Genomic DNA, 22,683 nt, shown 5'->3' with positions numbered 1-22,683 from the left:
TTCAGTTTCTTGTCTGCACAGGCGCCCTGCCGATACGCGCTGGGCCGCCTGACTCGGGATTCGCGGCGCTCCGGGTTTCTATGCGAAGGTTGCAGGTCATTCCGACGCGCAGCTTCCCTCGCTGCTCCTCGCTCAATGCCGGCAGATCGACGCTCACGTCGAACAGGGCGCTGCGGACGCCGTTGCCGCTTTGGATGGCCTGTGCCGAGATACTGGCAAGGTGTCCTAGGAGGGGGGCGATCTCCTGTGAATCGATCCACATTTCCACAGGCATGCCTGTGGCGAGGCTGACGACGTCCGCTTCGTCGACCCGGGCCGACACGCGCAGCTTGCCGGTAAGCGCGACGTTGAACAGTAGCTGACCCTTCGTGATCCGGCTTCCCGCATCAAGTGTCGCCGGTGCCTGTCCAGAGGATGCTGGCGCCTTCGACAGAATGCCGGAACGCGGCGCGGCGATGCGTGCCAGCAGCGCGCTCCTGGCCAAGTCCTCGTGCTTCGCCCTGGCCTGCTCATACTCGATTTTGGCGATTTCCATGCTGCTCTTGTCGGCTTTTTCCTGGGTGGCCTTCAGGTCATCCGCTGCCGCCGCCAACTGGGCCTTGAAACCGGTGAGCTGTTCCGCCACGATGTCGTACTCGTTCCGGGCGAGAATGCCCTTCTTGACCAGCCCGTCGGTTTCCCGCACTTTGCGCTCAGTTTGTTCGACCTGCTGGCGGGCCAGCACGAATGTGCGTCTCGCCCGCGAGACTTCGGCGCCACTGTCCCAGCGCTCAAGTTCCTGCATGGTCTTGGCGGCCTTGAGCATCGCCACCCTGGCTTCCTGGACGCGTTGGTTCAAGTCCGTTGGGTCCAGTATCAGCAGCAACTGATCTTGCTTGACTTCCGTGTCGAACGAGAAGTGCCTTTCTTTGATGACGCCATCGAAAGGGGCCGAAACGCCGAGCGTTTCGTTGGCCTCGATGGTGCCGATGACGGAAATGTAGGCCGGGGTGGTGGGTGCCATGATTGGCGTCATCGAAGCCGATGCGGCTGCACTCGCTCCAGATGAGGCCGTCGGCGGAGCCGCGTCGGGGCCAAACGTTTTTCCAAGCAGCACAGCGACCAAGAGGGCCGCCGAGCTACCGGCGGCCAGCGTGGGAATTTTGGTGTGCCCCGCGCGCCGCGCTGCGGCTGCTGGTGCGACCGAGGGGAGCGGGGTATCGAGCAGAATCAGCCAACGGCCATCAGCTTCGGCGCCGGGAAGCCGTTCGCAGTGCACGAACAGCCGTGTGGCGTGATGGTGTCTTTCTCGAGCACTGCCGCCGCGCGGCGGTGTGCCGAACCGTGAGATCAATGTGCTCGCGGACGTTTCGTCAGCGATATCGAGCAATGTCGCGATGGCCGGCTGGCCGATGAGCGATACACTCGGTAGCCGCAGAAGCACCTCCGCCTCGATGTTGAGTGATTCGATGATGCCGACGGCGCTCACGACCACGAGGCCGACCTGCCGGGCTGACGGCATGGACTCTTCAGTTCTCATAGCCATTGGTCTGGATGATGGGGATGCTCCAGACGTCGAGGGTCTTGCCCATGCGTTCGTCCAGTTCAGTGAGCGTGTTCAGGTACGTGATCTGCGCATTGAGGCGGGCGTTCTCGGCATTGCGCAGGTCGTTCTCGAAGGACAGCACCTGGAAGTTCGACGATTGGCCGACCTGTAGCTTTTCCTTCTCCGCCTCAAGCTTCTGCCGGGACAAGTCGCGGGCCTTGATCGAGAGTTCCAGTTGGCGCCATCGGGTTTGGACATTGCGCGTGGCATCGCGGATTCGGTGCTCCACCGTTTGACGCGTTTCAAGCAACTTGAGTTCTTGGGTGTGCAGATCTACGGAGGCGCGCACCTCGGGTTGCTTGATGGAGCGGTCCCCGAAGGGGATGGTGAGCTGCAGGCCCGCGTAGCTGCCGCCGGTCCGGGCGCCGGACGCCTGAATGTCCATGGCTCCCGGCGACGCGCCGCCGCTCCGGGCCTGGGTTCTGGTGGCCACCAGCGACAAATCCCATAGCTGCTGGTTCTTGGCATAGTCCAGACTGATCTTGGCCCGTTCGACCAGGATTTTCATGGAGAGGTAGTCGGGCTGAAGCGTGAGCGCCGTTTCCAGGGCGCGCGTCGGGTCGGTAGGACGCCAGTCCACGCTGGTTGGAGCGGTCGCGTATAGAGGTGTGCGCGGCTCCAGAGCAAGCAACGCTACAAGGGCCAGTCGGGCCGCGTCGATCTGGTTCTCCGCTTCTTCCAGCGCCACTTCCCGATTCGCGACTTCGGCCTGCGTTTGCAGGATCTCCACCTTGGCCATGCGTCCTGCCGCAATCAACGAGCGGTTGACCTCGTACAGGTCTTTGTTGCGTGCCAGGGCTGCCTCGGCGATCACCTTCTGTTCCTGGGCGCGCAGGAGCTCGCGGTAGGCGTAGATCACCTGCGCGACGGTTTGGGATAGTGTTGCCTTGAGTGCTAGCCGGCTGATTTCATCATCGAGGCGCGCGATGCGGACTGAGGCCCTGTTCGCATCGATGCCAGCATTTTTCAGCAGGGGCTGGCTCAGCGTGACCGATGTAGACGAAGATTTGCCTGCGGTGCTCCTGCCCTGGACATTGGCGATAGATACGGTCGCCCCGGTCGGCAAGGTGACCGACGCGTTGGTGTTCAGGTCTTTCGCGTTGCTGGAGGTACCGTTGACTTTGCTCGTCAATGCGGACGTTGTGAGCAGCAGTTTCGGGTAGAACTTCCCTTCGCTGACATAGAGATCGAATTTCTGGCTGATGCGCTGGACGTAGGCGCTTTTCACCAACCTGTTGTTCCTCACCGCCAGCGCGATGGCTTCTTCCAGGGGAAACGCGAACGCACTTTGCTGCTGTTTGGCTTGGTACTCGGAATAGAGAACATCGGCACCGAACACGGCGTCGCACGTCAAAAGAAACAATCCGGTCAGCGCGGCCGGGAGGTAGCGCTGAGGGTTATGTGTCTTGCGCTGAGAATGCGTGTGCGTGGCATGAAAGAAGTCAGAAAAGTCCCATTTTTCGCTCGCTTTTTGGACGTAAGGCTCGCAATCCTTCAATCTAGTATCAGGCGACAAGTTAGGACGCAGTTCTATCAACGTAGCTTTCCGGGGCGTAGGTGCCAAGAACATTGAGCAAAAATGCTTCAAGGGGCGGCACTTCCTATATTGATTGGGGATGCAAGTGAATATTCAGTCTGGCTATAGCGTTCTTTCGTTCCAAGGCGCAGATCGAGTGGGCCTTTCGAGACCGAGTTCGACTACGGCGAAATCGACGTCGATGGACGTGGCGGGTTTAGGGGGATTCGATTCTTCGTACACACAAGTGAGCATTTCCGATGCGGCGCGCAAGCGCTCGAACCAGGCGGGGACCGCGACGCAGGGCCGCACCGCGATTCAGGAAAAGTGGTTGAATTCCGCAGCTTCCGACCCGCAATACGCTGAACAGTTCGCGTCTGACATGGTGAACATACCCAGCACGATCTGGTACGACATTCGCGACCAGCTTGCACCGGGAAGGGGAGGGGAACCGTTGAATAAGCTCTCTTCCGGGCGCATCATCGACGAAGCCTTCAAGGAAAGGTTTTCCAAGGAGGCCGCCGTGATTGACGCGCAGCGCAAGGCGATATACGACTCCGAGAAGGCAAAGGGTACTCCTGCAGATCAGATTCTTGCCAAGCTCTTTGACCATACGAACTCGCAATCCGAAGACTACCTTGAGGCCAGTGGCTGGCTCGCACCGGCGGGCTGAAAGGCCGCGTAGTTGCAGATTCATCATTCACGGCGAGCCGGGGTGAGACCCATTGCCCGCTCGCCGAATGCCGGATCAGTCGTCGTAGTTCACCGACACGTTGGCGGTGCCATCACCCACCAGGGGCGACATCGTGCCATTGCCAGCGACGCGTGCTTGGAAGCGGACAGGCGTGTTGGCCTTGACACCTTTGCCTTTGAAACTGACCGAGCCCGAGCCCCTGGAGGTCACGTCGGTGCAGTTGGTGCCGCTGTTGTCGCACAGCAGCACTTGGAAGCCTGCCGGGCGCGGAAAGCGATAGCCGTAGCTGTAGTACACCGTGGTGATGGTTGCAGTGCTCGGGGGACTCCCGAGCACGGGCGGTGCCACGGTGTACCAGTGATTCTTGCTGTAGATGGTCGGCATGACCGCGGAACTCGAGTAGGCGCCCTCAGCCATGGCGTTCTGGGCGAACGCCGCGAGTGTCAGGGAGGCGACAGCTAGCACAGCACGTTTCTTGAATGTCATAAGACGACTCCAGTGCGTGATATTGAGTTGATGGAACAGGTGCGAGCAGATCTGGACGAATCCCTCGCGTAATCCGACCATGTCAATTCGTGAATTCCTCCTCGTGCGAAAAATGACATGGCGAACGCAGGCTATCTGATAGGCATCAGCTGCACATCTCTACAAAAGACTAGGTGCATGAATGGCGATGTCGTGCGTCAGAGCCCAGATAGAGCCGTTTCGCTTACAGGGCTAATGGCGTGACAATCCGTCAGCAACGAAACGTGCGACAGCTACACGTGCTGCGGGGGGCTGCAATCCGCAGATGATCTTCCGAGATCCGTACGCGAGCTTGAATCCGCCCTGGTGCGTGGACAACATTGTGGTCCGAGGCAATCACGACGCAGGGTCTGAGGGGGCAGCGGCCGAGACGCGGCGCGGGGTCAACGAGTTGCTTCCGCCGGATGGGTGGCGCGCGCGAACGGATCTCGATGTGTAAACGGCTGCTCGCCGCGCGCCACCCATCACCGCCCACATCCCCCCAACTGCCGAAGCCACTAGCAAGCAGCTCCCCGCATTTGCGCAAGCGCAGATAGCAACGACGACCACCAATGCGTATGCTGCTTGCGGCCGCCCGCGCGGCCGCAAGCAGCGGGCAACGCAAGACTCGCCACCAACCACAGGTCTAGCAGCGCAACAGGCCAAGAATTCGGTAGCTCGCCGGCGCGGGCGCCTTGGCGGCGAGCAACCTCGATGCGCCCGAGGGAATCTGAAGGGAGGGCCGCAGGCCCGGACGAAGATGACGAAGGGGCAGTCCGGAGCGAAGGCTCCGGACCGCAATCGTGGGCGCTCGCCGCCAAGGCGCCCGCGCCGGCGAGCGGCCTACGAAGAAGCCCTGACGCCCGCCACTACAACAGAACCTGCAAACAGACCTACTTAGCGTAGACCAGGTCCCGCAACCCCAGCGACAACCCCGGCCAATAAGTAATGACCATCAGGCAAACAATCACCACCCCCACAAACGGAATCAACGGCTTGATCAACCTCTCCAACGGCAACTTGGCCACTGCGCAAGCCGCGAAAAGATTCACGCCGAACGGCGGCGTAATCATCCCCAGCGCCAGGTTCACCACCATGATGATCCCGAAGTGCACCGGCTCCACGCCGAATTTCAGCGCCACCGGCAGCAGCAAGGGCGCCAGCACCACGATGGATGCCGAGGTTTCGATGAACATGCCGATCACGAACAGCGCCGCGTTCACGCCCATCAGGAAGGTGAACTTGGTGTCGAAGATCTGCGCCAGCCACACGCCCAGCGCGTCCGGGATGCCCGCGCGGTTGAGCAGGAAGCTGAAGATGCCGGCATTGGCGATCACGAACATGATCACCGCCGTCGACACCACCGACTTGTGCAGCGTGGCGGACAGCTGCTTGAAGCTCAGGCGGCGGTAGATGAACTTGCCCACCACCACGGCGTACATCACTGCCACGACCGAGGCTTCGGTCGGCGTGAAGATGCCGCCGTAGATGCCGCCCAGGATGATGACCGGCATCATCAGCGCCAGCCAGGCGTTCTTGAACGCAGGCCACAGCGGCAGGCGGCCTTCGCCGTCGCGCTTGCCCAGGTTGTTGCGCTTGGCGTAGAGCCAGACGTAGAGCATCAGCGCCACGCCGATCAGGATGCCCGGCATGACGCCGGCGATGAACAGTTCGCCGGTCGAGGTGTCGGTGGACACCGCGAACAGGATCATCGGGATCGAAGGCGGGATGATCACGCCCAGTTCCGCCGCGCTGGCCTGCAATGACGCCGCGAAGGGCGCCGGGTAGCCGTGCCGGATCATGGCGGGAATCAGGATCGCGCCCACCGCGAAGGTGGTGGCCACGCTGGAGCCGGCCACGGCGGCGAAGATCATGCAGGTCAGCACGCAGGTGCAGGCCAGGCCGCCCTGGATGCCGCCCACCACGCTCTTGGCGAACTCCACCATGCGTTCGGAGATGCCGCCGGCTTCCATCAGGTTGCCGGCCAGGATGAAGAAGGGGATGGCGACCAGCGGGTACTTGTCCAGCGCGGCGAAGAGTTGCTGGGCCACCACCACCCAGGGCAGGCCGGCAGCGCCGACTCCCGCGAGGCTGGCCAGGCCGATCGACACGGCGACCGGCACGGACAGCCCGAAGAAAATCAGCATCGAGACAATCATTAATTGGGACATGGCGATATCTGCTGCTTATGTTCTGTGGGGGGGCGGCTCAGCCTTGCGCGTCGTTGCGCACAGGCACGTCGTCTTCTTCGCCGGCGCACCAGCGGGCCAGCACGGCGATGGCGGCCAGGGTGGCGCCCACGGGGATGGCCAGATAGATCCAGGAAATCGAAATGTCCAGGCTCGGCACGGTCTGGAAGCGCACGCGGTAGGTCATGTTGCCGCCAATCCAGGCCAGAAAGCCGAGGAATCCGGCGCAGATCAGGCCGATCACGGCTTCGAGCACGCGGCGGCGCGTGCCGCCCAGCAGGTTGCGCAGCAGTTCCACGCTGATCATGGCGCCGTGGCGAAAGGCCAGGGCCACGCCCAGCAGCACGGTCCAGATCAGGAGGGCGCGGGTTAGCACCTCGCTCCAGTCGGCCGGGGAGTGCAGCACGAAGCGCGCGATGACTTGGTAGAAGGCGGCGGCCGCGGCGGCCACCAGCAGCAGTTGGGCAAGGACCGAGACCAGTTTGAACAGGCCGCGGTCGAAGGCGCAGAGCAAACGCATGATGAATCCCGTTGGCGTTGTACGCAAAGGATGGGAACAAAAGCGGCGGGACCGGGATCCCGCCGCCAAGGGGATGCGCCCCGGATCGGGGCGACCCCTGCTTACTTGGTGTCGCGGATCGCGTCGATCAGCTTCTTGTCGAACTTCTTGTAGTACTCGGGGTAGGCAGGCTCGACGGCGGCGGCGAAGGCGGCGCGGTCCACTTCGGTCACCTGCATGCCTTCCTTCTTCAGTTGTTCGACGCCCGTCTTCTCGATGTTGTCCACGTAGGCGCGCATGGCCTGGGCGGATTCCTTGCCAGCCTTGTCGAAGTTGGCCTTGTCCGCGGCCGACAGGCCCTCGTACACGTTGGCCGACATCAGCACCAGGGCCGGGCCGTAGACGTGGCCGGTCAAGGACAGGTATTTCTGCATCTGCGACAGCTTGGCCGAGGTGATCACCGACAGCGGGTTCTCCTGGCCGTCGATGGTGCCTTGCTGCAGGGCGGTGGCGACTTCAGGCCAGGCCATGGGGGTCGGCAGGATGCCGATCTGGCGGAAGGCCGTGATGTGGATCGGGTTTTCCGTGGTCCGGATCTTCAGGCCCTTGGCGTCGGCCGGCGTCTTGACCGGGCGGACGTTGTTGGTCAGGTGGCGGAAGCCCTGTTCGCCCCAGGCCAGGGCGATGATGCCGCGGCTGGGGAACTTTGCCAACATATCTTGTCCGATCTTGCTGTCGAGCACGTTGCGGGCGTGCGGCAGGTCGCGCAGCAGGAAGGGGATGTCGAACACGCCGGTTTCGGGAACAAAGTTCAGCGTGGCGCCGGTGGACACGATGGCCAGGTCGATGGTGCCGATCTGCAGGCCTTCGATCACTTCGCGTTCGCCGCCCAGCGCGCTGTTGGCGAATTGCTGTACCTTGTACTTCCCGCCCGTGGAGGCTTCGATGGACTTGGCCAGCGCGTCGGCGCCGGCGCCATAGTGCGAGGACGTGGACAGCGCGTAGGCCATCTTCAGGGTGTTCTGCGCCACGGCGGGCAGGGCGGTTGCGGCCGTGCAGGCGGCCAGTATCGTGGCGGCAAGCCAGGATTTACGCATCGTCTTCTCCAGGTTTTGAGTATCTTTATGGGTGGCTTAGCCTCCCGCCCCGGGATGATATCGGGATTCGGCCCCGATCTAGGCCGTTGGTTAACATTGTGGAATGATGGATTTCCCTGATACGTCACGGGCCAGGCGCCCAGGTTTTTGGTCCACCTTGCGCCAGGGCGCCAGGATGATGATGCGCGACGCCCGCGCCGGGGAACTGCGGCTGCTGGTGCTGGCGCTGGTCGTGGCGGTTGCCGCGGTGACCAGCGTCGGCTTCCTGGCGGACCGGGTCGGCCGGGCGCTGGAGCGCGACGCCGGGCAGATGCTGGGCGCCGACTTGGTGCTGGACGCCGACGAGCCGGTGCCAGCGGTCTTCATGGATCAGGCCCGCGAACGCGGTTTGGCCGTCTCCAGCACCTGGCAGTTTCCCTCCATGGTCGGAGCCGGAGACGGCGCCCAACTGGCTGCGCTGAAGGCGGTGGAGCCGGGCTATCCGCTGCGCGGCGCCCTGCGCGTGGCGGGCGCACCGTTCGAACCCGATGCCCCGACTCGCGATATTCCGCCTGAAGGGGCGGTCTGGGTGGACGCCCAATTGCTGTCCCTGCTGAACCTGAAGGTGGGCGACACGCTGAACGTGGGTGACGCCCACCTGCGGGTGGACCGCGTCATTACCTATGAGCCGGACCGCGGCATGCAATTCGTCAACGTGGCGCCCCGGGTGCTGCTGCGCGCCAGCGATCTGCCCGCCACCGGCCTGATCGCGCCGGGCAGCCGCATCGGCTACGCCATGCTGGTTGCGGGCCAGCCCGACGCCGTGGCGGGCTACTCGACGTGGCTCAAGCAGAATCTGAAGCGCGGCCAGAAGGTTGCCACCCTGGAGTCCGGCCGGCCCGAAGTGCGCCGCACGCTGGACCGGGCGCAGCGCTTCCTGTCGCTGGTCGCGCTGCTGGCGGTGCTGATATCGGCCGTGGCCGTGGCCCTGGCCGCCGGCCGCTACATGACGCGCCACCGCGACGGCATCGCGGTCATGCGCTGCCTGGGGGCGGTGCAATCGCAAGTGTCGCGCATGCTGACGCTGGAGTTCACCCTGGTCGGCCTGTTCTCGTCGGCCGCGGGCTGCCTGCTGGGTTATGCGGTGCATCAGGTGCTGGTCATGCTGCTGGGTTCGCTGATCGATACCAGCTTGCCTGCGCCCTCGGCCATCCCGGCCTTGCAGGGGCTGTTGACCGGCCTTTTGCTGTTGCTGGGTTTTGCCTTGCCGGCGCTGGCCCAGTTGCGCCACGTGCCGCCGGCCCGGGTGCTGCGCCGCGACGCCGACGCGCTCAGCGCGCGCAGCGCCCTGGGCTATGTCCTGGGGGCCGCGGGCTTCGCGCTACTGATTTGGTGGTTTGCCGGCGACGCCAAGCTGGGCGGCGTGGTGGCGGGCGGCTTCTTGGGAGCCTTCGCCGTGTTCGCGCTGGTGGCCTGGCTCTGCATCCTGGGCCTGGCACGCGTGCGCCGGCTGGCCGCCGGCCTGCCGGCGCTGCGTTTCGCGCTGGCTGGCGTAGTGCGCCGGCGCGCCGCCACCATCACCCAGGTGTGCGCTTTGGCGGTGGGCCTGATGGCGCTGTTGTTGCTGACCATGACGCGCACCGACCTGATCCAGGGCTGGCAGCGGACCTTGCCGCCGGACGCACCCAACCGTTTCCTCATCAATGTGCAGCCCGACCAGCGCCAGGCCGTGACCGACGCGCTCACCCGCGAAGGCCTGGGCCGCATCACGCTGGCGCCGATGGTGCGCGGGCGGCTGATCGCCATCAACGGCAAGCCCGTGGGGCCGGACGACTACGAGGAGCCCCGCGCCAAGCGGCTGGTGGACCGGGAGTTCAACCTGTCCTATGGCGACGAATTGCCGTCTTCCAACCGTATTGAGCAGGGCCGCTGGCTGCAGCCGGGCGCGTCCGAGGTGTCGCTGGAGTCAGGCCTGGCCAAGAGCCTGGGCCTGGCGCTGGGCGACAAGATGACCTTCGATGTGGCGGGGCAGCAGGTCGAGGCGGCAGTCACCAGCACCCGACGGGTCGATTGGGATACGATGCGCGTCAATTTTTTTGCCATCCTGACGCCCGCCGCGTTGGCCGACATGCCCCAGAGCTGGATCACGTCCTTCTACCTGCCGCCCGAAAAGGCCTCGGTCCTGCCCGCGCTGGTGCGCGAGTTCCCGAACCTGACGGTGTTCGACGTAGGCGCCATCCTGCAACAGTTGCAGTCCGTGCTGAACGAAGTGGGGAAGGCCGTTCAACTGCTGTTCCTGTTCACGCTGGCCGCCGGCGTGCTGGTGCTGTCCGCGGCGCTGACGGCCACGCGCGACGAGCGCATGCGCGAAGCCGCCGTGCTGCGCGCGCTGGGCGCCACCCGTAGCCAACTGGCGCGCTCCCAGCGCATCGAGCTGTGGGCCGTGGGTGGCCTGGCTGGTCTGCTGGCAGCGGCCGGCGCCACCGCGATCGCTTGGGCTTTGTCAACGCAGGTCTTTGATTTCACTATTACTCTTAGCCTTTGGCCGTGGCTGGCGGGCATCGCCGCGGGCATGTTGGGCGCCTGGGCCGGCGGCGCCCTGGCCCTGCGCGGCGTGTTGCGCACGCCGCCCCTGGTCACCCTACGAGAAACCTGATGCCGACGCGCGTCCATACGATTACCGAACCCGTGGAAAACTCCAGCAGCATTTTTGACCTACTTGGCGGCGAGCCGGGCGTGCGCGCCCTGGTGGACCGCTTCTATGACCTGATGGACATGGAGCCCGACCTGAAGGAGCTGCGGGCGGCCCATGGTCCCAGCCTGGACCAGGCGCGCGACAAGCTGTTCTGGTTTCTTTGCGGTTACTTTGGCGGCCCGGACCACTATATAGAACGCTTCGGCCATCCCCGGCTGCGCGCCCGCCACCTGCCGTTCTCGATCGGTGAGGTCGAGCGCGACCAGTGGGTGACCTGCATTGGCCGGGCCATGGAAGACCAGGGGATCGAACCGGCCCTGGTCGAACGCCTGCTGCAGTCCTTCTACGGCGTAGCCGACTGGATGCGCAATCGTGAAGGCTGAAGGCGATTCCCGATCCGGTGAACGGCGCCAGGCCTGGTCCGGCCCCCTGGGCGGAGCCATGCTGAGCGATCCCTCGCGCCTGACCGAAGCCGGCCCGGACCTGTTCAACCCGGCGCACTATGGCGACCGGGCGCGGCCGGTGGATGCCGGCGGACGCCAGGCCGCCTGGTTCGTGCAGGGGGCGGGCTGGCAGGGCGTGCTGCGCCGCTACCGCCGCGGCGGGATGGTCGCGCGCATCAGCCGCGACGCCTATCTCTGGAACGGCGAGGCCCGCACCCGCAGCTTTCGCGAATACCGCCTGCTGGCCGCCATGCGCGCCCAGGGCCTGGCGGTGCCTGCGCCGCTGGCCGCCGCCTATTGGCGGCAAGGCCCGATCTACCGCGCCGCCATCGTGGTCGAGCGCATTCCCGGCGTGCGGCCGCTGGCCCACATGCTGGCCGAGCCGGTCTGGCAGGCGGCGGCCGAGGCCATCGTGCGCATGCACCGGGCGGGCGTCTGGCATGCCGACCTCAATGCCTTCAACATCCTGGTGGGCAGCGACGGTCGCATCTGGCTGATCGATTTCGACCGCGGCACGCAAGGTTCCCTGTCCGACCGCCAGCGCGAGGCCAACCTGGAACGCCTGCGCCGTTCGCTGCGCAAGGTTGCCGGGGAAGAGGGCGAGCGCTTCTGGCTGCGCCTGCGCGACAGCTACTGGACGGCCTGGGGCGTGGGGATCCAGCCCTGATCCCGGCGGGGGCGGCCAAATGCCGCCATCTGGCCCAAATCGCGCCAATCACCCGGCAAAGTTGGGCAGGTCCTCGCTAAAAAGCTTTATCATTTCGCCTTTTGGTACTCCTGTCACATACGGCATAACGCAAGGGGGCTGGTGATGAAACTACGGGCGGGTATGCGCTTGGCGCTTGGGGCGATGCTGGTCATGGCGGCCTCGTCGGCGGCGGTGGCGCAGAACAAGGTCGTCAACGTCTACAACTGGGCCGAATACACGGCTCCGGACACAATTCCCGGTTTTGAAAAGGAAACCGGCATCAAGGTCCGCTATGACGTCTACGACAGCAACGACACCCTGCAGGCCAAGTTGTTGGCCGGCAAGTCGGGTTATGACGTCGTTGTCCCGTCCACGCATTACGCCTCGCGCCAGATCGAAGCCGGCCTGTTCCAGAAGCTGGACAAGTCCAAGATCCCGAACTGGAAGTACCTGGATCCCGAAATCATGGCGCTGGTCGCCACCGTCGATCCCGGCAACGAATACGCCATTCCCTGGGGCTACGGCACCAATGGCCTGGGCTACAACGTCACCAAGGTCAAGCAGATCATGGGCGACGGCGTGGACCTGGCCAACTGGGACATGATCTTCAAGCCCGAGAACGCCGCCAAGCTGAAAGAGTGCGGCATCTCCATGCTGGACGAAGCCGCCCAGGTGTTCCCGGCCGTGCTGAAGTACCTGGGCAAGGATCCCAACAGCACCAACGCCGACGACTACAAGGCCGCGCTGGACGTGTTGATGAAGATCCGCCCGTACATCCGCCAGTTCAGCTCGTCGGGCTATATCGACGAGCTGGCCGTGGGAGACCTGTGCATGGTCTACGGCTTTTCCGGCGACGTGATGATCGCTCGCAAGCGCGCCCAGGACGCCAAGAAGTCCTATGAAGTGAACTACTTCATCCCCAAGGGCGGCGCGCCCGCGTGGTTCGACCTGATGGTCATCCCCAAGGATGCTCCGCATCCCGAAGAGGCGCTGGCCTTCATCAACTACATCGAAACGCCCAAGGTGCACGCGGCCATCACCAACACCATGTTCTATCCCAACGCCAACAAAGAGGCGCGGCAGTTCGTGGTCAAGGACGTGGCCGACAACCCCATGATCTACCCGCCGGCGGACGTCTCCAAGACCCTGTATGTGATCAAGGCGCTGCCCTTGAACATCCAACGCCTGCAAAACCGGATGTGGTCCGAGCTGAAGTCTGGAAGATAAGTCATCATGAGCGATAGCCGTTACTCGGCGCAGCATTCGGCCGATCCGGACGAGTTCGTCCGGATTTCCGATGTCGTAAAGATCTTCGGCGATGTGGTCGCCGTCCGTTCCGTCAATCTCTCGGTCAAGCGCAACGAGATCTTCGCCCTGCTCGGCAGTTCGGGCAGCGGCAAGTCCACCTTGCTGCGCATGCTGGCGGGCTTCGAGGAAGCCACCTCGGGCCAGATATTCCTGGACGGCGAAGACATCACGCACGTGCCGCCGTACCGCCGGCCCGTGAACATGATGTTCCAGTCCTACGCGCTGTTCCCGCACATGACGGTCGAGGCCAACGTGGCCTTCGGCCTGAAGCAGGAAGGCGTGGACCGGGCCGAGATCCATGACCGCGTGTTCGAAGCCCTGGACCTGGTCCAGATGGCCGGTTATTCGCGCCGCAAGCCCAACCAGCTGTCGGGCGGCCAGCAGCAGCGGGTGGCGCTGGCGCGCAGCCTGGTCAAGCGGCCCAAGCTGCTGCTGCTGGACGAGCCCATGTCCGCCTTGGACAAGCAGATTCGCCAGAAGACCCAGATCGAACTCGTGAAGATCCTGGAGCAGGTCGGCGTGACCTGCATCATGGTCACGCACGACCAGGAAGAAGCCATGACCATGGCCCACCGCCTGGCCGTCATGACCGAAGGCCAGATCGTCCAATGCGGCACGCCGCAGGACGTCTACGCCTTTCCGAATTCCCGCTTCGTTGCCAGCTTCATCGGGTCGACCAACATGTTCACCGGCACCATCGTGGTCGATGAACCGGACCACGTCGCCATCGAGTGCGGCGAGCTGACCCGTCCGCTCTTCGTCAACCACGGCGTGAGCGAGCCGCTGGGCATGGAAGTGCACGTCTCCATCCGCCCTGAACGGTTGGTGGTGTCGCGCGAGCAGCCCGAAGCCGAATACAACTGGGCCCATGGCATGGTCAGCCACATGGCCTGGATGGGCAGCTACGCGCTCTATCAGATCCGCCTGGATTCCGGCAAGACGGTCGAGGCCAGCGTGCCCAGCCAGTTGCTGGCCCAGATGGACGCGCCCGGCATCGATGAAGAGATCTTCGTCAGCTGGGACGCCGACAGCGCCACGGTGCTGGCGTCATGATCCGCTTTTCGCCCCGCGACTGGTTGCCGTCGGGCCGGGCGCTGGCGGTGGTGCCGCCGTTCGCCTGGCTGGTGCTGTTCCTGCTGGTGCCGTTCCTGCTGGTCCTGAAGATCAGTTTCGCCGAGCTGAAGTTCGGCATTCCGCCCTATACGTCCCTGGCGGAATTCAAGGACGAGGCGGTGCAGTTCAGCCTGCACCTGCGCGGCTACATCCTGCTGTTCACGGACAGCCTGTACTTCGCCACGTATCTGAATTCGGTGAAGATCGCCGCCATCACCACGCTCTTCTGCGTGCTGATCGGCTATCCCATCGCCTATTACATCGCGCGTTCGTCGCCGGCGGTGCGCAACCTGCTGCTTTTGGGTGTGATCCTGCCGTTCTGGACTTCGCTGCTCCTGCGCGTGTACGCCTGGGTCGGCATCCTGCGCAACGACGGGCTGCTCAACAACCTGCTGCAGGGCCTGGGCATCATTTCCAGTCCGCTGGAAATCTACCGCACCGACGTCGCCGTCTACATCGGCATGGTTTACGCCTACCTGCCATTCTTCATCCTGCCGCTGTACGCCACGCTGGTGAAGATGGACCTGCGCCTGCTGGAAGCCGCCTACGATCTGGGCGCCAAGCCCTGGCAGGCGTTCTGGCAGATCACGGTGCCGCTGTCGCGCCAGGGCGTGATTGCCGGCGCCATGCTGGTGTTCATCCCGGCGGTGGGCGAGTACGTGATCCCCGAAATGCTGGGCGGCGCCAACACGCTCATGATGGGCCGCGTGATGTGGAATGAGTTCTTCAACAACGCCGACTGGCCCATGGCTTCGGCCGTGACCTGCGTGATGGTGCTGTTGCTGCTGGTGCCGCTGGTGTACTTCCAGTACAACCAGGTCAAGCAGCAGGAACAGGCGAACGGAGGCCGCAAATGAACGGGCCCAACAAGACTTTGCGCGCCGTCGTGCTGGGACTGGGGTACTTTTTCCTGTACGTGCCCATCATCAGCCTGATGGTGTTCTCGTTCAACGAGTCGCCCACCGTCACGTCCTGGACCGGTTTCTCGTTCCGCTGGTATCACTCGCTGTTCAACGACGACGCGCTGCTGCGCGCGGCCTGGCTGTCGTTCCGCATTGCCGCCATGACTGCTACCGCCGCCGTCATCATCGGCACCTGGGCCGGCTACGTGCTGGGGCGCATGGGGCGCTTCCGCGGCTTCGCGCTGTACGTGGGCATGCTCAGCGCGCCGCTGGTCATCCCCGAAGTGGTGCTGGGCATCTCGCTACTGCTGATGTTCGTGGAGCTGCGCGGCAGCCTGGGCTGGCCCGCCGAAAACGGCATCTTCACGATCTGGGTCGGCCACGTGACCCTGTGCATGGCCTTTGTCGCGGTGGTCATCCAGACCCGCATCCGCGACCTGGACCGTTCGCTGGAAGAAGCCGCGCTGGACCTGGGCGCCACGCCCATGACCGTGTTCTTCAAGATCACGCTGCCGCTGATCGCGCCGGCGCTGGCCTCGGCCTGGCTGCTGTCCTTCACCCTGTCGCTGGACGACGTGGTGCTGGCCTCGTTCCTGTCCGGCCCCAGCTCCAGCACGTTGCCCATGGAAGTTTTCTCGCGCGTGCGCCTGGGCCTGAAACCCGAGATCAACGCGCTGGCGACCCTCTTCATCCTGGCGGTCGGCACTTGCGTGATCCTGGCCAACCGCATGCAATGGCGCAAGGAGTCCGAACCCAAATGAAGCAAACCACCCTGTATGGCCTGACCAAGTGCAGCACCTGCGTCAAGGCGCGCGACTGGCTGACGGCGCATGGCGTCGCCCACGCGTTCGTGGACTACCGCGACAACCCGGTGCCGGCCGCCACGCTGAAAGCCTGGGCGGACCAGGTCGGCGGCTGGGAAAAACTGGTCAACCGCACGTCCATGACCTGGCGCAACCTGCCCGAAGAGCGCAAGACGGCGCACACCGATGCGCAGTGGACCCAGTTGATCGCCGAGTATCCGGCATTGGTGCGCCGCCCGGTCACGGTCACGCCCGATGGCGAGGTGAGCGTTGGCTTCAGCGAAAAGCGCTACGGCGAACGTTTCGCCTGAGGCGCCGGCCCAGGCCGGCCTGGCGCCGGGCGCGTCCGGCCGGGCCTTGCCTGACGCCTTCTTCGACCGCGACGCCGCCCAGCTGGCGCGCGAGCTGCCGGGCAAGGTCATCCGCCACCGCGTGGGCGACCTGTGGCTGTCGGCCCGCATCATCGAGACCGAAGCCTATTACCTGGAAGAGAAGGGCAGCCATGCGTCGCTGGGGTACACCCATAAGCGGCGCGCGCTGTTCATGGACGGCGGTACGGTCTACATGTATTACGCCCGCGGCGGGGATTCGCTGAATTTCAGCGCGGGAGGGCCGGGCAATGCCGTGCTGATCAAATCCGCCTATCCCTGGACGGACGCGCTGTCCGGACCGCAAGCGCTGGCCCGCATGCTGGAGTTGAACCCCGATGCACAAGGGCGGCCGCGACCGGTCTCCGGCCTGTGCGCCGGCCAGACCCTGCTGTGCCGGGCGCTGGGCCTGAAAGTGCCGGACTGGGACGCACGCGGTTTCGACCCGCAGGCGCTGTATGTGGAGGATGTGGGGGAGTCGCCCGAAGCCCTGATCTGCACCACGCGCCTGGGCATTCCGCTGGGCCGGGACGAACACCTGCACTACCGTTTTGTGGACCCTGCTTACGCGGCCTTTTGCACGCGCAATCCCTTGCGCCGCGGACAGCGCGCCGGCCACGACTACGTATGGGTGGACCGCCAGGGCGTGGTGTTGCCAGAGGCGCCGCAGGCGTAACCGACCGGCCCGCGCCCCGGCCGCGTCTGCGCAGGGCGCGTCAGAACCCGCCGGTGGCAATGCGTTCGGCCAGGGCCGCGCGCATGCGCACGTACTTGCGGTGGATGCGCCGGCTGTTCAGGCGCTTGCTCCAGGCATAGATCGGGATCAGCGGCAGGCCGCCGAAGCCGTCGATCAGGTACAAGCCCTGCTTGCCGTCGGCATTCAGGCCACAGGCGATGTTGCTGGCGGAGACATCGTGCAGAACCACGTGGGCATCGGCCAGATCCTGGAAGAATTCGTCCAGCTGCGCGCTGAGGGCGTCGTCGAGCTTGCCCTGCCTGGCCAGGTCCGTCACGGTGGGGGCGATGTTGCCGTCGGCGTCGCGGATTTTCTCGACGACCAGACCCAAGCCCAGCGTGGTTTGGGCCACGCCGAGTATGCGCGCCATGGGCACCTGCCATACGCCCGAGGGGCGGGTGGTGGTGGTGACGTATTCGTAGATTTCGGTCAGGTAGACGCGGTACGCGCTTTCGCGCTGGTATTGCTTATACCAGCGCTTGAACGGGCGGGCCTCCAGATAAATCGCGCGGGCGCGCATGTCCATGACCTTGACGAGCAAGGACGGCATGTTGGGGTGCTGGAAGATGTGCCGGTCATGGCCGGAGGCGACCGGCGTGGCGGCGTTCAGGTCCAGCGGCCCGAAGATGGACTGGAAAGACGCCGCGGGCGTACAGAGAGAAGGATCTGCGGGGTTCAAGGGGAGATCAAGCCTGTTTGGATGCTCCCGAGTTTAATCCTTGGGCTGGAGCATGAGTCCGCCAGATGCCGAATCTCGGCCGGATTTACCAGGGAAGGCGTGGCCGGAGTCCTACAATCCCGGCTTTGGAGACGCATCTTTTGAACGACATACATCTGCTTTGGATCGCCGCGGGCGGCGCCGTTCTGGCTTTTTTGGCGACCTTGCTGGCATGGCTGCGCCCGCCCGCGCAGGATGCCCGGCTCGACGCGCTGCTGGAAAGCCTGGAACGCACCGAGCGCGCGCTGCGCGCCGACATCGCGGAAGGGCAGCGCGGCCTGCGCAGCGAATTCGCGGACTCCACCCGCGCCTTGAGGGTGGAGCTGTCGCAGTCGCATGGCGATTTGCGTGCCGGGTTGTCGCGTGACGCCCAGGCCGCGCGCGCGGAGTCGGCGGAATCGCTGGCGCGCTTTGCGGCGGGTTTCTCCGAGCAGCTGCAGGGCCTCATCCAGATCAACGAGCGGCGCCTGATGGAAGTGCGCGCCACGGTCGACCAGCGGCTGCAATCGTTGCAAACCGACAACAGCGCCAAGCTCGACGAAATGCGCCGCACCGTGGACGAAAAGCTCCACGCCACGCTGGAGCAGCGCCTGGGCGAGTCCTTCAAGCTGGTGTCGGACCGCCTGGAGGCCGTGCACAAGGGCCTGGGCGAAATGCAGGCCCTGGCGGCGGGCGTGGGCGACCTGAAGCGGGTGCTGACCAACGTCAAGTCGCGCGGCACCTGGGGCGAGGTGCAACTGGCCAGGCTGATCGAGGACAACATGACGCCGGACCAATACGCCAGCAACATCAAGCCCGTGCCGGGCAGCGATGCCGTGGTGGAGTTCGCCATCCGCCTGCCGGGGCGCGGCGATGGCGGCGAACCCGTCTGGCTGCCGATCGACGCCAAGTTTCCCAAGGAAGAGTACGAGCGCCTCATGGACGCGCAGGAAGCCGCCGACACCGAAGGCGTGAAGAACGCCGGCGCCGCGCTGGGCCGCGCGGTGGAACTGCAGGCGCGCCTGATCGCCGGCAAGTACGTGGCGCCGCCGCACACCACCGACTTCGCCATCATGTTCCTGCCTACCGAGAGCCTGTACGCGGAGGTGCTGCGCCGCCCGGGCCTGCTCGATAAGCTGCATGACCTGCGCGTCAACGTGGCCGGCCCCAGCAACCTGGCGGCATTGTTGAACAGCCTGCAGATGGGGTTTCGCACGCTGGCGATCGAACAGCGCTCGTCCGAGGTCTGGCAGGTGCTGCGCGCGGTCAAGACGGAGTTCGGCAAGTTCGGCGAATCCCTGGCCAGCGTCAAGAAGACGCTGGACACCGCCAGCAACAAGATCGGCCAGACGGAAGTGCGCACCCGCGCCATGCTCAAGAACCTGAAAGCCGTCGAGGCGCTGCCCGAAGCCGACGCCCGGCTCCTGCTCGGCACTGCGGACGAGGGCTACACCGGGGACGACGACGAAGACCAGGCCGCAGGCCAGAACTGATCCGGCCGCGGCGGCATCGCAGGGGCGTGAGCTTGTTGCCCGCAGCGACTGCCGATATCCTGGCGTCAGCGGCAATCCGCCGTCAGTCACCTGGAGCATTGCAAGCATGAGCACCGCTGAACGCCATGATTCCTCCACCCTGGACGCGACGGCGCTGGGCGCCGATATCGCACAAGGGGTCACCACTGCGCTTGCTGCGATGCAGCAGGCGGTGGACCGGGTGGCGGCCCGCAATCCCTTGATCAACGCCGCCTGCGGCATGCAGGCGGAAATCGGCCTGCGCCTGGCGCAGTCATTGGACGAGGAGCTGGGCGGCCTGTCGCAGGAACAGCGGTTGGCGCAATTGCAGAAACGGCCGTTCCTGGGCGTACCCACCTTGCTCAAGGACCTGGGTACGGCGGCGCTGGGCCTGCCCAGCGCCATGGGTTCGGTGCTGTACGGCCAGGTGGAATGGAACGTCGACGCCGAGATCGTCAAGCGCTACCGCCGCGCGGGCCTGATTCCGTTCGGCCGCACGACCAGCGCCGAATTGGGCCTGAGCCCCACCACCGAATCGCCGGTCTACGGGCCGGCCACCCAGAACCCCTGGAAGGCGGGCCATAGCGCGGGCGGGTCCAGCGGCGGCGCGGGCGCTGCGCTGGCCAGCGGCATGGTGCGCATCGCCCATGGCAGTGACGGCGGCGGGTCGATCCGCATTCCTTCGTCCTGCTGCGGCGTGCTGGGCCTGAAGCCTTCGCGCGGCTTGATGCCGCTGGGCCCGCTGAAGGGTGAAGGCTGGGGCGGCCTGGCCACCGAACACATGATGACCCTGTCGGTGCGCGACTGCGCCGCGTCGCTGGACATCAGCGCCGGCGCCGACGTGGGTGCGCCTTACGCCGCGCCGGCACTGCCGGCTGACTCCTACCGCGCCGTGGTGGCGCGCGTCGCTGCTGATCCGCAATCGGCCGCACGGCGCCGCATTGCCTTCGTCAACACGACCTACGAGGGCGAGGCCATCCATCCTGAAGTGGCGGCCGCCGTGGACGAGGCCGCGCAGCTTTTCGCGTCGCTGGGCCATGAACTCGTGCCTGCCGCGCCGCCGGTGGGATCCGAGGAGGTGCTGTCGCCGATGCTGCCGCTGATCGCGAGCGCGGCGGCCAACGCCATTGACGCCTTCGTGGCCGCGCGCGGCCGCCGCCTGGCCGCCGATGAATTGCAACCGACAACGCTGGGCGCGCGCGAATACGCCCGCGCCATCTCCGGCGCGCAGTACGTGGCCTGCGTCGATACCTGCCACGAGATCACGCGCCGGGTCGGCCGCTTCCTGGAACGCGACGGCGCGCAAGGCTACGACCTGTTCCTGAGCCCGGTGCTGGCGCAGCCGCCGGCGCCCATCGGCCGCTACGCCATGGACAACGCCGACTACCTGGCCTACCGTTTGGGCAAGAAGGGCGTCATCGGCTATTCGCCGTTTGCGCCCTTGGCCAATCTGACCGGCATGCCCGCCATCTCCATCCCCTTCGGCATGTCGTCCGACGGCCTGCCCATCGGCATCCAGCTGATGGGGCCGCTGGGCAGCGAGGCGCTGCTGCTGGAGCTGGCGGCGCAGGTCGAGGCGCTGCGGCCCTGGGCCCTGGTGGCGCCGATGGCCAGATAGGCCCGAAGGGGCTGACCGCGCCGCGGGCTGGCGGCACATCAGTGGACCGATCCAGGGAGCAGCCATGTCTTCGTTCGCGACACATACCGTATCCAACCAGGTGCCGCCCCTGGAGGACTACTCCTTGTACGAAACCGACCCGGCCTTGCGCGAGGCGGTGCGGCGCGAAGGCGCGCAAGCCTGGGAGCCGGACCTGGCGGCGCATGGCGCCTGGCTGGGCCGCGCGCAGACGCTGGAAGCCGGCGCGCAGGCCAACCGCTGCACGCCGCGCCTGGTCAGCTACGACCGCGGCGGCCACCGCATCGACCGCGTCGAATTCCATCCGTCCTGGAATCTGCTGATGGGCGGCATCATGGCGCGCGGCCTGCACAGCCGCGCCTGGGTGCAGCCCGAGCCGGGCGCGCAGGTGGCGCGGGCCGCGGCCTATGTCATGCAGGGGCAGGTCGAGGCGGGCAGCCTGTGTCCCACCACCATGACGTTTGCCGCGGTGCCGCTGTTGCAGCGTGAACCTGCGGGCGTCGTGGATTTCGGCGGGCAATGGCTGAACGCCCTGTATTCGCGGGAGTTCGACGGCGCCGACGCGCCGCTGGCCGCGAAGCGCTCGGCCCTGATCGGCATGGGCCTGACGGAGAAGCAGGGCGGCTCCGACCTGCGCGCCGTCACCACGCGCGCCACGCCAGTAGGCGCGCCCGGCCGCGGCCGCGCCTATTTGCTGGTCGGCCACAAATGGTTTTTCTCGGTGCCGCAGGCCGACGCGCATCTGGTGCTGGCGCAGACCGACGAAGGACTCAGTTGCTTTTTCGTGCCGCGCTGGATACCGGACGGACCGCGCAATGCCGTGCGCGTGCGCCGGCTGAAGGACAAGCTGGGCAACCGCAGCAACGCCAGCGCCGAGGTCGAATTCGAGGAAGCCTGGGGCGTCATGGTGGGCGAACCGGGCCGCGGCCTGGCCGTGCTGCTGGAGATGGCCGCCACCACCCGGCTGGATTGCGTGCTGGGCAGCGCGGCGCTGCTGCGGCAGGCGCTGGTGCAGTCGGCGCATCATGCGCGCCACCGTCACGCCTTCGGCAAGCCCTTGATCGAGCAGCCGCTGATGCGCAACGTGCTGGCCGACCTGGCGCTTGAAAGCGAGGCGGCCATGATGCTGGGCCTGCGGCTGGCGCGCGCCGTGGACGAGCGCGCCGACGCCGCGGCGCGGGCCCTGGTCCGCGTGGGCACGCCGGCCGCCAAGCTCTGGGTCTGCAAGCGCGCGATCGCCGCGGTGGCCGAATGCATGGAGGTCTGGGGCGGCAACGGCTACGTGGACGACGGCCCTATGCCCCGGCTTTACCGCGAAACCCCGGTCAATTCCATCTGGGAAGGCTCCGGCAACGTCATGGCGCTGGACGTATTGCGCGCCTTGCAGCGCGAGGCCGGGGCGCTGCCCGCGCTGGAGCGCGAGTTTGCGCAGGCGGCGGGGCAGTACCAGGACTTCGACGACGCGCTGGCGCGCTGGCGGACCTTGCTGGCTGATGGCGTCCAGGCCGAGTTCCAGGCTCGCCGCATCGCCGCCGGCCTGGCGCGCTTGTGGCAGGCCGCCTTGCTGATCCAGCATGCGCCTGCGCCGGTGGCGCAGGCTTTTGTCGCCAGCCGCCTGAACGCGGGCGGCGGCGTGTTCGGCGAACTGGCGGCGGGCGCGGATGTGCAGGCCATCCTGGCGCGGGCGTGGCCTGCTGCCGCATGCTAAATTTCCTGGCTT

General features: G+C 65.6%; 20 protein-coding genes. 13 read left to right on the top strand and 7 right to left on the bottom strand.

Translation table 11 applies throughout. From position 1 onward, the window contains the following. Window position 1: 1 nt before the first annotated feature. Together IB268_RS15015 and IB268_RS15010 are read right to left on the bottom strand one after the other, a co-directional pair. Complete coding sequence (locus IB268_RS15015) at window positions 2-1,519, bottom strand: efflux RND transporter periplasmic adaptor subunit (RefSeq protein ID WP_192354487.1); 1,518 nt, start codon at window positions 1,517-1,519, stop codon at window positions 2-4. Continuing rightward, on the bottom strand, window positions 1,509-3,083 hold the full coding sequence (locus tag IB268_RS15010) for a TolC family protein (protein ID WP_192354486.1): 1,575 nt from the start codon (window positions 3,081-3,083) through the stop codon (window positions 1,509-1,511). The genes IB268_RS15015 and IB268_RS15010 overlap by 11 nt, the downstream gene beginning before the upstream one ends. Window positions 3,084-3,348: 265 nt before the next feature. Here IB268_RS15010 and IB268_RS15005 point away from each other — a divergent pair, with 265 nt between their 5' ends. Next, window positions 3,349-3,774, top strand: coding sequence for a hypothetical protein (locus IB268_RS15005; protein WP_156337312.1), 426 nt, complete (start codon window positions 3,349-3,351; stop codon window positions 3,772-3,774). Window positions 3,775-3,849: 75 nt separating this feature from the next. On the opposite strand, the gene IB268_RS15000 is transcribed toward IB268_RS15005, so the two are convergent. The 4 genes from IB268_RS15000 to IB268_RS14985 form a co-directional block, all read right to left on the bottom strand. Continuing rightward, complete coding sequence (locus tag IB268_RS15000; RefSeq protein ID WP_054451152.1) at window positions 3,850-4,281, bottom strand: flagellar protein FlhE; 432 nt, start codon at window positions 4,279-4,281, stop codon at window positions 3,850-3,852. 911 nt (window positions 4,282-5,192) lie between these two features. Further along, on the bottom strand, window positions 5,193-6,470 hold the full coding sequence (locus IB268_RS14995) for a TRAP transporter large permease (protein WP_054451153.1): 1,278 nt from the start codon (window positions 6,468-6,470) through the stop codon (window positions 5,193-5,195). A 37-nt stretch (window positions 6,471-6,507) separates the two neighbouring features. Further along, a complete protein-coding gene (locus IB268_RS14990; protein WP_054451154.1) occupies window positions 6,508-7,008 on the bottom strand; it encodes a TRAP transporter small permease in 501 nt (166 codons plus the stop codon). Window positions 7,009-7,109: 101 nt separating this feature from the next. Next, on the bottom strand, window positions 7,110-8,084 hold the full coding sequence (locus IB268_RS14985; RefSeq protein ID WP_054451155.1) for a TRAP transporter substrate-binding protein: 975 nt from the start codon (window positions 8,082-8,084) through the stop codon (window positions 7,110-7,112). A gap of 103 nt (window positions 8,085-8,187) precedes the next feature. On the opposite strand from IB268_RS14985, the gene IB268_RS14980 reads away from it, so the two are divergent. From IB268_RS14980 to IB268_RS14940, 9 genes are all read left to right on the top strand, one after another. Further along, window positions 8,188-10,719, top strand: a complete 2,532-nt coding sequence (locus tag IB268_RS14980; protein ID WP_119450501.1) for an ABC transporter permease — start codon at window positions 8,188-8,190, stop codon at window positions 10,717-10,719. After that, window positions 10,719-11,141 carry a group II truncated hemoglobin gene (locus IB268_RS14975; RefSeq protein WP_054451157.1) on the top strand — a complete coding sequence of 141 codons (423 nt, stop codon included), beginning with the start codon at window positions 10,719-10,721 and terminating at the stop codon, window positions 11,139-11,141. Before IB268_RS14980 ends, IB268_RS14975 begins: the two co-directional genes overlap by 1 nt. Beyond that, window positions 11,131-11,868 carry a 3-deoxy-D-manno-octulosonic acid kinase gene (locus IB268_RS14970; RefSeq protein WP_346547394.1) on the top strand — a complete coding sequence of 246 codons (738 nt, stop codon included), beginning with the start codon at window positions 11,131-11,133 and terminating at the stop codon, window positions 11,866-11,868. Before IB268_RS14975 ends, IB268_RS14970 begins: the two co-directional genes overlap by 11 nt. Window positions 11,869-12,012: 144 nt before the next feature. Then, a complete protein-coding gene (locus IB268_RS14965; protein ID WP_119450499.1) occupies window positions 12,013-13,116 on the top strand; it encodes a polyamine ABC transporter substrate-binding protein in 1,104 nt (367 codons plus the stop codon). A 6-nt stretch (window positions 13,117-13,122) separates the two neighbouring features. After that, window positions 13,123-14,250: an ABC transporter ATP-binding protein gene (locus IB268_RS14960; RefSeq protein ID WP_054451160.1), complete on the top strand. Its 1,128-nt coding sequence runs from the start codon at window positions 13,123-13,125 to the stop codon at window positions 14,248-14,250. Beyond that, the gene (locus IB268_RS14955; protein ID WP_119450498.1) at window positions 14,247-15,167 is read left to right on the top strand and encodes an ABC transporter permease subunit; all 921 of its coding nucleotides are present in this window, start codon (window positions 14,247-14,249) and stop codon (window positions 15,165-15,167) included. The genes IB268_RS14960 and IB268_RS14955 overlap by 4 nt, the downstream gene beginning before the upstream one ends. Continuing rightward, window positions 15,164-15,973, top strand: a complete 810-nt coding sequence (locus IB268_RS14950; protein WP_042792726.1) for an ABC transporter permease subunit — start codon at window positions 15,164-15,166, stop codon at window positions 15,971-15,973. The genes IB268_RS14955 and IB268_RS14950 overlap by 4 nt, the downstream gene beginning before the upstream one ends. Beyond that, the gene (locus IB268_RS14945) at window positions 15,970-16,326 is read left to right on the top strand and encodes an arsenate reductase (protein WP_054451162.1); all 357 of its coding nucleotides are present in this window, start codon (window positions 15,970-15,972) and stop codon (window positions 16,324-16,326) included. The genes IB268_RS14950 and IB268_RS14945 overlap by 4 nt, the downstream gene beginning before the upstream one ends. 19 nt (window positions 16,327-16,345) lie before the next feature. Next, entirely contained in the window at window positions 16,346-17,059 is a 714-nt protein-coding gene (locus IB268_RS14940) for a DNA-3-methyladenine glycosylase (protein ID WP_125473255.1), read from the top strand. 40 nt (window positions 17,060-17,099) lie between these two features. Here IB268_RS14940 and IB268_RS14935 read toward each other — a convergent pair whose 3' ends face one another. After that, entirely contained in the window at window positions 17,100-17,798 is a 699-nt protein-coding gene (locus IB268_RS14935; RefSeq protein ID WP_054451163.1) for a PhoP regulatory network YrbL family protein, read from the bottom strand. A gap of 140 nt (window positions 17,799-17,938) precedes the next feature. Between IB268_RS14935 and rmuC the strand changes: the two genes are divergently transcribed. The 3 genes from rmuC to IB268_RS14920 all read left to right on the top strand — a co-directional run bounded on the left by rmuC (window position 17,939) and on the right by IB268_RS14920 (window position 22,671). Further along, window positions 17,939-19,309 (top strand): DNA recombination protein RmuC, encoded by a 1,371-nt coding sequence (gene rmuC, locus IB268_RS14930; protein WP_192353306.1) that lies wholly within the window; start codon window positions 17,939-17,941, stop codon window positions 19,307-19,309. A gap of 106 nt (window positions 19,310-19,415) precedes the next feature. Further along, on the top strand, window positions 19,416-20,945 hold the full coding sequence (locus IB268_RS14925; protein ID WP_192354485.1) for an amidase: 1,530 nt from the start codon (window positions 19,416-19,418) through the stop codon (window positions 20,943-20,945). Between the two features lie 64 nt (window positions 20,946-21,009). Beyond that, window positions 21,010-22,671 (top strand): isovaleryl-CoA dehydrogenase, encoded by a 1,662-nt coding sequence (locus IB268_RS14920; RefSeq protein ID WP_175181678.1) that lies wholly within the window; start codon window positions 21,010-21,012, stop codon window positions 22,669-22,671. The last annotated feature ends 12 nt before the right edge of the window (window positions 22,672-22,683 follow it).

It is taken from the genome of Achromobacter sp. ACM01 (genome assembly GCF_014851745.1).
GTDB classification, from domain to species: Bacteria; Pseudomonadota; Gammaproteobacteria; order Burkholderiales; family Burkholderiaceae_B; genus Achromobacter; species Achromobacter aegrifaciens.
Note: the sequence above shows the minus strand (reverse complement) of the source record. Positions and strands in the feature narration are given on the sequence as shown.